At 66.7% G+C, this 13,877-nt stretch carries 11 protein-coding genes; all 11 read left to right on the top strand.

Translation table 11 applies throughout. The features are described from left to right. Window positions 1–112: 112 nt before the first annotated feature. The 11 genes from H5407_RS13815 to H5407_RS13765 all read left to right on the top strand — a co-directional run bounded on the left by H5407_RS13815 (window position 113) and on the right by H5407_RS13765 (window position 13,869). On the top strand, window positions 113–1,429 hold the full coding sequence (locus tag H5407_RS13815; protein WP_183105036.1) for an aspartate aminotransferase family protein: 1,317 nt from the start codon (window positions 113–115) through the stop codon (window positions 1,427–1,429). Between the two features lie 28 nt (window positions 1,430–1,457). Beyond that, on the top strand, window positions 1,458–2,774 hold the full coding sequence (locus H5407_RS13810; RefSeq protein WP_183105035.1) for an FAD-binding oxidoreductase: 1,317 nt from the start codon (window positions 1,458–1,460) through the stop codon (window positions 2,772–2,774). 11 nt (window positions 2,775–2,785) lie between these two features. Then, window positions 2,786–3,598 carry a gamma-glutamyl-gamma-aminobutyrate hydrolase family protein gene (locus tag H5407_RS13805; RefSeq protein WP_310737649.1) on the top strand — a complete coding sequence of 271 codons (813 nt, stop codon included), beginning with the start codon at window positions 2,786–2,788 and terminating at the stop codon, window positions 3,596–3,598. An 83-nt stretch (window positions 3,599–3,681) separates the two neighbouring features. Beyond that, complete coding sequence (locus H5407_RS13800) at window positions 3,682–5,049, top strand: glutamine synthetase family protein (protein WP_183105033.1); 1,368 nt, start codon at window positions 3,682–3,684, stop codon at window positions 5,047–5,049. 97 nt (window positions 5,050–5,146) lie between these two features. Beyond that, the gene (locus tag H5407_RS13795; RefSeq protein WP_183105032.1) at window positions 5,147–6,550 is read left to right on the top strand and encodes an aspartate aminotransferase family protein; all 1,404 of its coding nucleotides are present in this window, start codon (window positions 5,147–5,149) and stop codon (window positions 6,548–6,550) included. A gap of 169 nt (window positions 6,551–6,719) precedes the next feature. After that, window positions 6,720–7,868 (top strand): polyamine ABC transporter substrate-binding protein, encoded by a 1,149-nt coding sequence (locus tag H5407_RS13790; protein WP_183105031.1) that lies wholly within the window; start codon window positions 6,720–6,722, stop codon window positions 7,866–7,868. A gap of 31 nt (window positions 7,869–7,899) precedes the next feature. Beyond that, entirely contained in the window at window positions 7,900–9,009 is a 1,110-nt protein-coding gene (locus tag H5407_RS13785) for an ABC transporter ATP-binding protein (protein ID WP_183105030.1), read from the top strand. Between the two features lie 7 nt (window positions 9,010–9,016). Beyond that, the gene (locus H5407_RS13780) at window positions 9,017–9,958 is read left to right on the top strand and encodes an ABC transporter permease subunit (RefSeq protein WP_183105029.1); all 942 of its coding nucleotides are present in this window, start codon (window positions 9,017–9,019) and stop codon (window positions 9,956–9,958) included. Beyond that, on the top strand, window positions 9,955–10,812 hold the full coding sequence (locus H5407_RS13775) for an ABC transporter permease subunit (protein ID WP_183105028.1): 858 nt from the start codon (window positions 9,955–9,957) through the stop codon (window positions 10,810–10,812). The genes H5407_RS13780 and H5407_RS13775 overlap by 4 nt, the downstream gene beginning before the upstream one ends. A 79-nt stretch (window positions 10,813–10,891) precedes the next feature. Further along, on the top strand, window positions 10,892–12,298 hold the full coding sequence (locus H5407_RS13770; RefSeq protein WP_183105027.1) for a DUF3138 family protein: 1,407 nt from the start codon (window positions 10,892–10,894) through the stop codon (window positions 12,296–12,298). 77 nt (window positions 12,299–12,375) lie between these two features. Then, window positions 12,376–13,869, top strand: a complete 1,494-nt coding sequence (locus H5407_RS13765) for an aldehyde dehydrogenase (protein ID WP_183105026.1) — start codon at window positions 12,376–12,378, stop codon at window positions 13,867–13,869. Window positions 13,870–13,877: the final 8 nt, after the last annotated feature.

Raw genomic sequence — 13,877 nt, 5'->3', positions numbered from 1 at the left:
CCTGCGCGCATCCGCAAGCCTATTGCGTGAGGGAATGCCTAGACTGGGTGAATTGCCTGCTGCGCCTGGACCCTCCTGAAACGCGGCGGATTCGATCACCCGGAGCCCTTTCATGCCCCTCAATCCCGCCGCGCTGGACGCCTACTGGATGCCCTTCACCGCCAACCGGCAGTTCAAGAAGGCGCCACGCCTGCTGACCGGTGCCGACGGCATGTACTTCCGCGACGACCGCGACCGCCAGGTGCTGGACGGCATTGCCGGCCTCTGGTGCGTCAACGCCGGCCACAACAGGCCACACATCGTCCAGGCCATCCAGGCGCAGGCCGCCGAACTGGACTTCGCCCCGCCCTTCCAGATGGCCCACCCCAAGGCCTTCGAGCTGGCCGAACAACTGGTGCAGCTGACACCCGCGGGTCTCAACAAGGTCTTCTTCACCAACTCCGGCTCGGAGTCCGTGGACACGGCGCTGAAGATGGCCATTGCCTACCACCGCGTGCGCGGCGAGGGCTCGCGCACCCGGCTGATCGGGCGGGAGCGCGGCTACCACGGTGTCAATTTTGGCGGCATCTCCGTGGGCGGCATGGTGGCCAACCGCAAGATGTTCGGCACCATGCTGGGCGGCGTGGATCACATCCGCCACACGCATGACCCCGCCCGCAATGCCTACTCGATGGGCCAGCCGGCCCACGGCGCCGAGCTGGCGGACGATCTCGAACGCCTCGTCGCCCTGCATGACGCTTCGACCATCGCCGCCGTGATCGTCGAGCCCATCGCCGGCTCCACAGGGGTGCTGATCCCGCCTCAAGGCTATCTGCAGCGCCTGCGCGAAATCTGCGACAAGCACGGCATCCTGCTGATCTTCGATGAGGTCATCACCGGCTTCGGCCGCACCGGCAACCCGTTTGGAGCCCAGACCTTCGGCGTCACGCCAGACCTGATGACCGTGGCCAAGGGCCTCACCAACGGCTGTGTGCCCATGGGCGCCGTCTTCGCCCAGCAGAAGATCTACGACACCTTCATGAGCGGACCCGAACACCTCATCGAGTTCTTCCACGGCTACACCTACTCGGCCCACCCGCTGGCCTGCGCGGCAGCCCTGGGCACGCTCAAGACCTATGCCGAGGAGGGCCTGCTGACCCGCGCCAGCGCGATGCAGTCGCAGTTTGCTGAGGCCCTGCACTCGCTGAAGGGCGAGCCTCATGTGATCGACATCCGCAACATGGGGCTGGTGGGCGGCATCGAGCTGGCGCCCTTGCCCGGCGAGCCGGCCAAGCGGGCCTTCAACGTCTTCCTGGACTGCTGGGAGCAGGGCGTGCTGATCCGCACCACGGGGGACACCATCGCGCTGTCGCCGCCGCTGATCATCGAGTCGTCGCAGATCGATCGCCTGATCGATACCATCCGCACCGCCCTGCGTCGGGTGGCCTGAGGCCCTGGCCTCACCTGATCACTGCTGCATGCGCCTGCTCCGGATCGACCAGGACCTCGCCCGGGACTCCTACTACGCCGCCACCGCGCCGCGCCAGGAGGCCTACCCGCCCCTGCATGAAGACGTGGCGGCGGACGTCGCCATCGTCGGCGGAGGCCTGGCCGGCCTCTCTGCCGCACTGGAGCTGGCCGAGCGCGGCATGGATGTGCGCCTGCTGGAGGCGGGCCAGGTCGGCGGCGGTGCCTCGGGACGCAACGGCGGTCAGGCCATCCACGGCCTGGCCTGCGACAACACGACCCTCGAAGTCCAACTGGGCCTGGCCGACGCCCGCCGCCTTTGGGACATGAGCGTGGAGGCCCTGGACCTGATCCAGCAGCGCTGCCAGCGCCACGGCATCGAGGCCGAATGGCAAGCAGGATTCCTGGGCCTCAGCACCAAAGCCTCCAAGACGGTGGAGCTGCGCGCCTGGGCCGATCGCATCGAGCGGGACTACCGCTATCCGCTCACCTGGATCGCGCCCGAGCAAATCCAGGACTGGATCGCCAGCCCGCGCTTCCATGCCGGCATCCATGACCCGCGCTCGGGCCACCTGCATCCGCTGAAGTACTGCCTGGGCCTGGCTCGCGCGGCGCGGGCCGCCGGGGCGGTCCTGCATGAGCACAGCGCCGTGCACCGCATGGAGGCGCAGGCCGACGGCAGCCAGCGGCTGCGCACCAGCACAGGCAGCGTGCGCGCCAGGCAGGTGCTGCTGGCGGGCAATGCCTACCTGCAGGCCCTGGCGCCTGCGCTCGCACCGGCACTCGCGGACCGCATCATGCCGGTCGGCACCTACATCGTCTGCACCGAGCCCCTGGACCCGGTGCGCCTGCAGGCCCTGATCCCCAGCCGCAGCGCGGTCTGCGACACCAACTTCGTGCTGGACTACTTCCGCCCCACGGCCGACCATCGCCTGCTCTACGGCGGGCGGGTCAGCTACAGCATGGTCACGCCGCGCGACCTCATGCAGAGCATGCGCGGGCGCCTGCTGCACACCTTCCCCCAACTGGCTGATGTTGGCATGAGCCATGCTTGGGGTGGCTTCGTGGACATCAGCATGAACCGCGCGCCTGACTTCGGGCGTCTGGCCGATCATCGAAACGTGTATTACCTCCAGGGCTTTTCCGGCCACGGCCTCGCACTGACCGGCCTGGCCGGCAAGGTGGTGGCCGAGGCCATGCATGGGGATTCCAGCCGCTTCGATTGCTTTGGGAAGTTGCGCCACCGGTCCTTTCCCGGTGGCACACTGATGCGTACGCCAGCCCTGGTGCTGGGCATGGCGTACTACCGACTGAGGGACTTGCTGTGATGCACCACCACGTGCCTTCCTCTGCCGGCCCGGCCGGCACACCTATCGTGCTGGTCCCCGCCTGCAATCGCCAGGTGGGAGAGCACCCCTTCCACATCGTTGGCAAAAAGTACGTGGACGCGGTGCGCCTGGCGGGCTGCCTGCCTCTGGTGGTGCCCTCGGCCAGCCCGCAGGAGATCGACGAGTTGCTGGCCATCGCCCATGGCGTGCTGCTGACGGGCTCGCCCTCCAATGTGCATCCCAGCCATTTCGACGAGGACGTCCACAACCCCGCCCTGCCCCTGGACCCGGATCGCGATGCCTGGACCCTGCCCCTGATCCCCAGGGCCCTGCGGCTGGGCATGCCGCTGTTCGCCATCTGCCGTGGCTTCCAGGAGGCCAATGTGGCCTTGGGTGGCTCGCTGCACCAGGCCGTGCAGGAACAGGCAGGCCTGCACGATCATCGCGCCCCAGAGGGCCAGCCGCCCGAGATCGCCTATGCCGAGCAGCACGAGGTGCATGTGATGCCCGGCGGCGTGTTGGAGTTCCTGCTGGGCCACGAGCACTTCCGCGTGAACTCCCTGCATGGCCAGGGCGTGAAGACGCTGGCGCCAGGCCTGCGTGTCGAGGCCGTGGCGCCGGACGGGCTGGTCGAGGCCTTCAGCGTCGAGGCCAGCCGCGGTTTCTCCCTGTGCCTGCAATGGCACCCTGAATGGCAGGCGGCCAGCAACCCGGTTTCGATGAAGATGCTGAGGGCTTTCGGCCAGGCCTGCGCGGCCTTCCGCGACTACCGCAACGACATCCGCGAACCCCGGCACGACTTCAAGCGCGACCCGGAAACCTAGCGCCGCTGACCCCCGACCGAGTTCTAGCAATCCGAAGCCCCGGTGGGTATGACCCGGGGCCAAGACCAGAAGATGAGGCAACGATGGTGGTCAGACAAGAAATCACATTCAGCGAGCTCGAGCAATGGTTCCGTGAGCATCGCGTCACCGAGGTGGAATGCCTCGTGCCCGACCTCACCGGTGTGGCACGCGGCAAGATCCTCCCGCGCGAGAAGTTCACCGAGGACCGCGGCATGCGCCTGCCCGAAGCCGTGGTGGCCATGGGCGTCACCGGCGAGTTCCCTGAAGAGGGGCCCTACTACGACGTCATCAGCCCCAATGACATGGACATGCACCTGCGGGCCGACCCGAGCACGGTGCGCCTGGTCCCCTGGGCCGTGGACCCGACGGCCCAGATCATCCACGACTGTTTCGACCGCGACGGCAAGCTCGTGCCATTCGCCCCCCGCTCGGTGCTGCGCCGGGTCTGCGACCTGTTCGCGGCCGAGGGCTGGGACCCGGTGGTGGCGCCAGAACTGGAGTTCTACCTCGTGGCCCGCAATACCGACCCGGACGTGCCCCTCAAGCCTCCTGTGGGTCGCAGCGGCCGCGCCGAGACCTCGCGCCAGGCCTACTCCATCGACGCGGTGAACGAGTTCGACCCACTCTTTGAGGACGTCTACGACTACTGCGAAAAGATGGAGCTCAACGTGGACACCCTGATCCACGAGATCGGCGCCGGGCAGATGGAGATCAACTTCTTTCACGCCCACCCGCTGGGCCTGGCGGACGAGGTCTTCTTCTTCAAGCGCACGGTGCGTGAGGCCGCGCTGCGCCACGACATGTTCGCCACCTTCATGGCCAAGCCCATTGCCGGCGAGCCCGGCAGCGCCATGCATGTGCACCAGAGCGTGATCAACAAGGCCACGGGGCGCAACCTCTTCAGCAACGAGGATGGCAGCCCCAGCCAGGAGTTCTACTGGTACATCGGCGGCCTGCAGCGCTACATCCCCGCCGCCATGGCCTTGTTCGCGCCCTATGTGAACAGCTACCGGCGCCTGGCCCGCTTCACGGCGGCCCCCATCAACATCCAGTGGGGCATCGACAACCGGACGGTGGGCATCCGCTCGCCGGTGGCGCCGCCCGCGGCGCGGCGCGTCGAGAACCGAGTGATCGGCGCCGATGCCAATCCCTACGTCGCCCTGGCCGCCACCCTGGCCTGCGGCTACCTGGGCATCAAGAACCGCATCGAGCCCACGCCAGAATGCAAGGGCGACGCCTACCTGGGCGACTACCAGCTGCCTCGCAGCCTGGGCGAGGCCCTGGCCCTGCTCCGTGCGGAGACAGACCTCGCTTCGGTACTGGGCGAGTCTTTCGTGACGGTCTACTCCGAGATCAAGGAGATCGAGTACGCCGAGTTCATGAAGGTCATCTCTCCCTGGGAACGCGAGCACCTGCTGCTGCATGTCTGAGGCCGCCCCGCCCGGTCGTCGCACGGCCGGGCAGGCACGACCTGACCCTCGATCCACGTGACCCCATTCCACGCCACGCCGTGAGCAAGGACACTCCATGACCACCGTGCAAGCCCCCGTCAACGCCGCCGCGCGCAGCACCCGCCAATGGCAGGAGGCCGACAGCGCCCATTTCATGCACCCCTTCACCGACCACGCCGGTCTGGCTCGCAAGGGCGCGCGCATCATCACGCGCGCCGAGAACATCTACCTCTGGGACAGCGAGGGCCACAAGATCCTCGATGCCATGAGCGGACTCTGGTGCGTCAACGTCGGCTACGGCCAGCAGGCCCTGATCGACGCCGCCACCCGGCAGATGAAGGAACTGCCCTTCTACAACGCCTTCTTCCAGACCTCTACCCCACCGGCCATCCAACTGGCCGAGTTGCTGGCCGAGGTCACGCCGCCGCAGTTCAGCAAGGTCTTCTTCACCAGCTCGGGTTCCGAGGGCAACGACACCGTGGTGCGCATGGTGCGCCACTACTGGACCAGCCTCGGGCAGCCTGAGCGCCAGGTCATCATCGGCCGCAAGAACGGCTACCACGGCTCCACCATGGCCGGCGCCTCACTGGGCGGCATGAGCGGCATGCATGCGCAGGGCGGTCTGCCCATTCCCGGCATCGTTCACATCGAGCAGCCGCACTGGTTTGAGCTGGGGCGCGAGCAGTCACGCGAAGACTTCGGCCTCACCGCCGCGCGCTGGCTGGAGGCCAAGATTCTGGAGATCGGCCCCGAGAAGGTGGCCGCCTTCATTGGCGAGCCCGTGCAGGGCGCCGGCGGCGTCATCGTGCCGCCCAGCACCTACTGGCCAGAGATCCAGCGCATCTGCGACCGTTACGGCATCCTGCTGGTCAGTGACGAGGTCATCTGCGGCTTCGGCCGCACCGGCCAGTGGTTCGGCTGCGAGACCATGGGCACCCGGCCCGACCTGATGACTTTTGCCAAAGGCGTCACCTCGGGCTACATCCCGCTGGGCGGGGTGATGGTGTCGGACAAAGTGGCAAAAGTGCTGATTGAGCAGGGCGGAGAGTTCAACCATGGCTTCACCTACTCCGGCCACCCGACGGCCTGCGCGGTAGCGGTGGCCAATATCCGCCTGATCCAGCAGCTCAACCTGGTCAGCCATGTGCGCCAGAACATTGGCCCGCAGTTGGCCGCCGGCTTTGCCAGCCTTGCGGACCATCCGCTGGTGGGCGAGACCCAGACCTGCGGGATGATGGGCGCGCTCCAGCTCGTCAAGGACAAGGCCAGCGGCCAGCCCTTTGACCCCGCGCTGGAGGTGGGCATGCTGTGCCGCGCGCACTGCTTCGGCAACGGCCTGATCATGCGCGCCGTGGGGGACCGCATGATCGTCGCGCCGCCCCTGGTGATGAGCCGCGAGCAGATCGACGAGATGATGGCTCTCATCCGTCGCTGCCTGGACCTGAGCTTGAGTGAACTCAGGGCCAAGGGATGGCTGTGATGCCGGGCCCGCGCCACAGCACGGGTTTTGGCGAATGCCTGGGGGCCGGCCCGACCCCTAGACTGGCCCGCACGATTTCCGCCCAGGGGTTCAGACCTGACCCCAACGCTTCATGACACGCGCTCTCGCAGCGTCCACTGGTTCTGTTCGTTTTCCAGGAGGTTCTTCCATGTCGCAGCCCACCCGGTCCCTTCCGCAATCCCTGCTTCGCGCCCTGCCCGGCATCCTTCTGCCACTGGCGGTGGCCTGCGGCGCCCTCTTCGCCCCGGCAGCCCAGGCACAGGAGGAAGAGAAGGTGCTGAACGTCTACAACTGGTCCGACTACATCGCCGAAGACACGCTCAAGCTCTTCGAAAAGGAGACCGGCATCAAGGTGCGCTACGACAACTTCGACAACAACGAGATCGTCCATGCCAAGCTGGTCGCGGGCAAGACGGGTTACGACGTCGTCGTGCCCTCTTCCTACTGGGCCAAGCTGCAGGCGGACGGCGGCCTGCTGCGCAAGATCGACAAGAGCCAGATCCCCAACTACAAGAACCTGGACCCCGAGGTGCAGACCCAGTTGGCCAAGCTGGACCCGGGCAACGAGTACATGGTGAACTGGCTGTGGGGCTTCACCACGGTGGGCATCAACGTGGACAAGGTCAAGGCCGCGCTGGGCAGCACACCCATGCCAGAGAACACCTGGGACCTGGTCTTCAAACCCGAATACATCTCCAAGCTCAAGAGCTGCGGCGTGAGCTTCCTGGACTCCGCCACCGAGGTCGTACCCGCCGCCCTGCACTACCTGGGCAAGCCGGCCTACAGCAAGAGCGTGTCCGACTACTCGGGCGTGCCCGCCCTGCTCAAGGCCATCCGCCCTTACGTGACCCTGTTCAGCTCCTCGGGCTACATCAACGACATGGCCAACGGCTCCATCTGCCTGGCCCTGGGCTGGTCAGGTGACATCAACATCGCCCGCCAGCGCGCCATCGACGGCAAGACCGGCCAGAAGATCGAGGCCCTGATTCCCAAGACCGGCGGCATTATCTTCATGGACACCATGGTGATCCCCATGGACGCGCCCCACCCCGGCAATGCGCACAAGTTCATCAACTTCATCCTGCGCCCCGAGATCCATGCCGGTCTGACCAACAAGGTCTTCTACGCCAATCCGAACAAGGAGGCGCGCAAGTTCGTGAAGCCCGAGGTGGCCAGCAACCCAACGGTCTTCCTCAGCGAGGCTGACATGAAGCGCATGGCCGCGCCCGATGCCATCAACAACGACGTGCGGCGCCAGATGACGCGCATGTACACCTCGTTCAAGACCGGCATCTGAACCTGAAGCTGCCCCGGAGCACGCCCGCATCATGATGAGCCCCAGCGCCGCCTCGACGCCCTACCTGCAGATCGACCAGGTACTCAAGGACTTCGGAGGCGGCGCCATCGCCGTCAACCGCGTGTCCCTGGACATCGCGCAGGGCGAGATCTTCGCCCTGCTCGGCTCCTCCGGCTGCGGCAAGACCACGCTGCTGCGCATGCTGGCCGGTTTCGAGACCCCCACCAGCGGGCGCATCGTGCTGAACGGCCAGGACCTGGCCGGGCTCGCGCCCTACGAGCGTCCGATCAACATGATGTTCCAGAGCTATGCGCTGTTCCCGCATCTCAGCGTCTGGGACAACATCGCTTTCGGCCTGCGCCGCGACGGCTGCCCCAAGGCCGAGATCGAGGCGCGCGTCGAGGCCATGTTGAAGCTGGTGCAGCTGGGCAAGTACGCCAAGCGCAAGCCGCACCAGCTTTCGGGCGGCCAGCAGCAGCGGGTGGCCCTGGCCCGCAGCCTGGCCAAGAAGCCGCAGCTGCTGCTGCTGGACGAGCCCCTGGGTGCGCTGGACAAGAAGCTGCGCGAGGAGACACAGATCGAGCTGGTCAACATCATCGAGGAGGTCGGCGTGACCTGCGTGATGGTGACCCACGACCAGGAAGAGGCCATGACCATGGCCTCTCGCATCGGCGTGATGAGCGAAGGACGCATCCTGCAGGTGGGCCCGCCCGGTGAGATCTACGAGACGCCGGCCACCCGCTTCGTGGCGGACTTCATCGGCAACGTCAACCTCATGGAAGGCACGCTGGTCGTGGACGAAGCCGACCACCTGGAGATCCAGTGCGCGGACTGCCGGCATTACGTTGGCCACGGCATCACCGGCTCCAAGGGCATGGAGCTGGCCGTGGCGCTGCGGCCCGAGAAGATCCAGCTGGGCCGCACGCCGCCTGCGCGTACCGATGTCAACGCCGTGCGGGGCCGCGTCCGCGACATGTCCTATTTCGGCAGCTACACCGTCTACCACCTGGCATTGCCCAGCGGGGCGGTGCTGAAGGTGTCGCAGGCCAATACGGCGCGGCACCCGGATGAAGTGCTGTCCTGGAACGACGAGGCCTGGGCGCAATGGACGGACAGTGCCCAGGTCGTGCTGACGCAATGAGACCCTGATGAGCACGCTCGCCCCCCTCCTCGCCTGGCGCCCCCGCTGGTGGCGCGGCCGCAGCGCCGTGATCGCCCTGCCCTATGCCTGGCTGCTGGCCTTCTTCGCCCTGCCCTTCCTGATCGTGCTGAAGATCAGCGTCTCCGAGATGGAGACCGTGCATGTGAAGGACTTGCTGCGCTACGCCGACGGCGTGGCCACGCTGACCGTCAAGTTCAGCAACTACGTCTTCATCACCGAGGACGAGCTCTATTTCAAGGCCTACCTCAACAGCCTCAAGTACGCCGGCATCACCACGCTGGGCTGCCTGTTCATAGGCTATCCCTTCGCCTACTTCATGGCACGTGCGCGGGCCACGCTGCAGCCGGCCCTGCTGATGCTGGTGATGCTGCCCTTTTGGACCAGCTTCCTGCTGCGCGTCTATGCCTGGAAGGGCCTGCTGGCGGACAAGGGTTGGGTGGCGCAGGCCATCGAGGCGCTGGGGCTGGACAAGCTCATGGCCGCAGCCGGCTGGATCCCCGCGCCGGGCATGCTGCTGAACACGCCCTTCTCGCTCGCGCTGGGCATGATCTACACCTACCTGCCCTTCATGGTGCTGCCGCTGTACGCCAACCTCTCCAAGATGGACCTGCGCCTGCTGGAGGCTGCGGCGGACCTGGGTGCCACGCCCTGGACAGCCTTCTGGAAGATCACGGTTCCGCTGTCCAAGGCCGGCATCATCGCGGGCTCCATGCTGGTCTTCATTCCCTGCGTGGGCGAGTTCGTGATCCCCGAGCTGCTGGGTGGCCCGCAGACGCTGATGATAGGCCGCGTGCTCTGGGACGAGTTCTTCAGCAACAACGACTGGCCCATGGCCTCGGCCGTGGCGGTGGTGGTGATCCTGCTGATCATCGTGCCGCTGGCTCTCTTCAACAAATACCAGGCGCAGAGCCAGGAGGCGAGGTCATGAGCCGTGCGATCTTCGGCCAACGCAGCAGCCGCGCCGTGGCCCGCACCTGGCTGCTGCTGGGCTTCGGCTTCCTCTACCTGCCCCTGCTGGCCCTGGTGATCTACAGCTTCAACGCTTCGCCCGTGCCCTCAGTCTGGGGCGGATTCACACTGAGCTGGTACAGCCAATTGGGCGAGGACCGCGAGTTGCTCGCCGGACTGTGGCTCTCGCTGAAGATCGCCTTCTTTACAGCTTCGGCTTCGGTGCTGCTGGGCTGCTTCGCGGCCTTCGCGCTGGTGAAGTACCGCCGCTTCAAGGGCCGCACGCTCTTCGCCGGCATGGTCAATGCACCGCTGGTGATGCCGGAGGTGATCGTGGGCCTGTCCCTGCTGCTGATGCTGGTGTCGGTGCAGCGGGCCCTGGGCTTTCCGGAGCGGGGCAGCCTCACCATCTGGCTGGGCCACCTGCTGCTGGGACTGGCCTACGCGACGGTCGTGATCCAGGCGCGGCTGCAAGACCTGCCCCCCTCGCTGGAAGAGGCCGCCATGGACCTCGGTGCGCGGCCGCTGCAGGTCTTCTTCCTGGTCACCCTGCCCATGATCTCGCAGTCCCTGCTCTCGGCCTGGCTGTTGACCTTCACGCTGTCGCTGGACGACGTGGTGCTCTCGGCCTTCCTTTCCGGCCCGGGCTCGACCACGCTGCCGCTGGTGATCTTCTCGCGGGCGCGCCTGGGCGTGTCGCCCAGCATCAATGCGGTGGCCACGGTGGTCATCGTGGTGGTGTCACTGGGCATCGTCGCGGCCAGCCTGGCCATCGCCCGGCGCGAGCAGCGGCTGGCCCGGGAGCTGGCAGCAGCGCAGCGCGACAGCAGCTGAGCCGGGCACACACCCTCGTCGATTTCCTTCCTGTCAACGATTCTATCCAACGACTCACCTCACCCCTCAGGAGCTCCCCATGAAGCAGCACACCCTGGCCCTCCTCGCCGCCGCCCTGGCCCTGGCCTATGGCGGGCCCGTTCAGGCCCAAAGCAACGAGGAGCTGCTCAAGGAGCTGCGCGCACTGAAGGAGCGCGTCACCCAATTGGAGGACAAGCTCAAGACCGCCGAGGCCAAGAACGCCAAGCCGAGCGAGGCCCAGTGGGGCATGACGCCCGAGCAGGTGCGGGAGTTCAACCGCATCGCCGTCAAGACCGAGGCGCTGGAAGACTCCCAGGAAGCGTTGGGCCTCAAGAACCTGAAGATCACCGGCTTCATCGATCCCACCTTCATCGCCAACAAGGCCCAGAACACCGCCGGCTTCCAGCTCCTCAACAAGGACGCCTACGCCTACGACGCCGGCTACTTCGGCATGGCCCTGCTGGATTTCCAGAAGGAGATGGACGGCGGCACCCGCTACAAGCTGACCCTGGCGCCGGACCGCGGCACGGGGTCGGTCTTCAACGGCGGCTCCATCGTGCATGAGGCCAGCGTCAACATCCCCCTGGGCGACTTGCAGACCCGGCTGTGGGTCGGCCAGATCCCCGACTGGACGGGCTACGAGATGACGGCCCCGCCCCTGAACAAGCTCATCACCCACAACCTGCTGTTCGACTACACCGCCCCCACTGCCTACACCGGCGCCGTGGCCGACATCACCCGCGGCAAGTGGATGATCAAGGCCGGCCTGGCCAATGTGAACAACTCCCGCAAGAGCGCCGGCAACAAGACGCCGGCCCTCGTTTACCGGGTGGACTACGCCAAGGGCGAGTTCCAGGGCTTCGGCTTCACCGGCCTGCACGGCAAGGCCTACAACTACGCCACCGATGCCCTGGATGGCAGCGGCGCTCTGCGCTTCGCCGATCAGGCCGGCAAGGACACCCGCGTGGACATGCTGGAGATCGACGCCTACTTCATCCGCGGCGACTTCACCTGGCAGGGCCAGCTCTCCTGGGGCCGCCAGCGCCATGCCGCCATCTTCAACGAGGACGGCCAGCTGCGCGACGCCAGCTGGAGCGGCCTGTCCACGCTCATGGCCTACAAGTTCATCCCGCGCTGGGAAGTCACGGGCCGACTGGACTACCTGCGCAACAGCAAGAACGGCGGCGGCCTCTTCGGCTACAGCTACGACGACAGCCACAACGGCATTGGCCGCGGCAATGGCTTCTTCTGGGACGAGGCCAACCCCGACCCCGACACCGCCGGCAAGGGCGCGAACCGCTACGCCCTCAGCCTGGGTCTGAGCTACCTGCTCAACCAGAACACGATCTGGAAACTCGAGTACCGCTACGATGGCGCCAGCCTGCCTGTGTTCCTGAACACCAAGGATGGCAGCTTCACCAAGACCAACCAGTTGCTGGGCACCTCCATGGTGCTGAGCTTCTGAGCTTCTGAGCTTCTGAGCCTGCGGGCCCTGCGGGACCCGCGTCCCGGCAGGGCTCCCCAACGATCACGGATGACCCCATGAGCACCATTGACTGGCACCAGCGCGCCCAGGCCCTGCAGATTGACGGCCGCCCCTTCATCAAGGGCCGTCGTGTGGACAGCGTGCGCGGTGAGCACTTCGACTGCGTCTCGCCCATTGATGGCCGCGTGATCGGCCAGGTCGCCCGCTGCGGCGCCGAGGACATTGACGCCGCGGTGCAGGCCGCGCGCCAGGCCTTCGAGGACGGCCTCTGGTCCGCCAAGCCACCGGCGGTGCGCAAAAAGATCCTGCTCAAATTCGCCGACAGGATCCTCGCCGCCCGGGACGAGCTCGCCCTGCTCGAGACCATGGACATGGGCAAGCCCATCCAGTACGCCCTGGGTGTGGACGTGCCGGCCGCGGCCCGCTGCATCCAGTGGTATGCCGAGGCCGTGGACAAGATCTACGACGAGATCGCCCCCACCGGCCCCAACGCCCTGGCCCTGATCCAGCGCGAGCCCATGGGCGTCATCGGCGCCATCGTGCCCTGGAACTACCCCATGATCATGGCCTCGTGGAAGCTCGGCCCGGCCCTGGCGGTGGGCAACTCGGTCGTGCTCAAGCCCAGCGAGAAGTCCCCGCTGACGGCGCTTCGCCTGGCGGAGCTGGCGCTGGAGGCCGGCCTGCCGGAGGGCGTGTTCAACGTGGTCCCCGGCTACGGCCACGAGGCCGGAGAGGCGCTGGCCCTGCACATGGACGTCGATGCCATCGGCTTCACCGGCTCCACGCGGGTGGGCCGCAAGATGCTGGAGTACGCCGGGCGTTCCAACCTCAAGCGCGTCTTCAATGAGCTGGGCGGCAAGAGCGCCTTCCTTGTCTTCCCCGACTTCAAGGACCTGGCCCGCGCTGCGCGCACCGTGGCCGGCAGCATGTTCTTCAACCAGGGCGAGAGCTGCAATGCGCCCTCGCGAGTGATGGTGCACGCCAGCATCGCGGACGAGTTCGAGGCCCTGCTGGCCCAGCAGGCGCCGCGTTACCAGCCCGGTGACCCCTTGGACCCCGCCACCGTGATGGGCGCGCTCGTCGATGACGGCCAGCTGCGCACGGTGATGGGCTACATCGAGTCCGGCCTGTCCGAGGGCGCACGCGCCCTGTGCGGTGCCACCCAGGCCCGCAGCGAGACGGGCGGCTTCTACGTCGCCCCCACCATCTTCAGCGGCGTCAGCAACGGCATGAAGATCGCCCGCGAGGAGATCTTCGGCCCGGTGATGAGCGTGCTGCGCTTCAACGACGAAGCCGAGGCCGTCCGCATGGCCAATGACTCCAGCTACGGCCTGCAGGCCAGCGTCTGGAGCCAGGACATCGACCGCGCCCACCGCGTCGCCCGCGCCCTGCGCGCCGGCACCGTCCACGTCAACCAGTACGACGAGGACGACATGACCGTGCCCTTCGGCGGCTACAAGCAATCCGGCAACGGCCGCGACAAGAGCCTGCATGCCTTCGACAAGTACACGGAGCTGAAGACGACCTGGCTGCGCATCAACGGCGCATGAAAGCGGGC

The organism is Mitsuaria sp. WAJ17 (assembly GCF_014174515.1).
In the GTDB taxonomy this organism is placed as follows: Bacteria; Pseudomonadota; Gammaproteobacteria; order Burkholderiales; family Burkholderiaceae_C; genus Roseateles_B.
This window is presented reverse-complemented; position numbering and strand designations above follow the sequence as displayed.

What these genes read in the sequence shown, in the direction of transcription:
- H5407_RS13815 (WP_183105036.1), top strand. Translation starts at nt 113, where the DNA reads ATGCCCCTCAATCCCGCCGCGCTGGACGCCTACTGGATGCCCTTCACC.
- H5407_RS13810 (WP_183105035.1), top strand. Translation starts at nt 1,458, where the DNA reads ATGCGCCTGCTCCGGATCGACCAGGACCTCGCCCGGGACTCCTACTAC.
- H5407_RS13800 (WP_183105033.1), top strand. Translation starts at nt 3,682, where the DNA reads ATGGTGGTCAGACAAGAAATCACATTCAGCGAGCTCGAGCAATGGTTC.
- H5407_RS13795 (WP_183105032.1), top strand. Translation starts at nt 5,147, where the DNA reads ATGACCACCGTGCAAGCCCCCGTCAACGCCGCCGCGCGCAGCACCCGC.
- H5407_RS13790 (WP_183105031.1), top strand. Translation starts at nt 6,720, where the DNA reads ATGTCGCAGCCCACCCGGTCCCTTCCGCAATCCCTGCTTCGCGCCCTG.
- H5407_RS13785 (WP_183105030.1), top strand. Translation starts at nt 7,900, where the DNA reads ATGATGAGCCCCAGCGCCGCCTCGACGCCCTACCTGCAGATCGACCAG.
- H5407_RS13780 (WP_183105029.1), top strand. Translation starts at nt 9,017, where the DNA reads ATGAGCACGCTCGCCCCCCTCCTCGCCTGGCGCCCCCGCTGGTGGCGC.
- H5407_RS13775 (WP_183105028.1), top strand. Translation starts at nt 9,955, where the DNA reads ATGAGCCGTGCGATCTTCGGCCAACGCAGCAGCCGCGCCGTGGCCCGC.
- H5407_RS13770 (WP_183105027.1), top strand. Translation starts at nt 10,892, where the DNA reads ATGAAGCAGCACACCCTGGCCCTCCTCGCCGCCGCCCTGGCCCTGGCC.
- H5407_RS13765 (WP_183105026.1), top strand. Translation starts at nt 12,376, where the DNA reads ATGAGCACCATTGACTGGCACCAGCGCGCCCAGGCCCTGCAGATTGAC.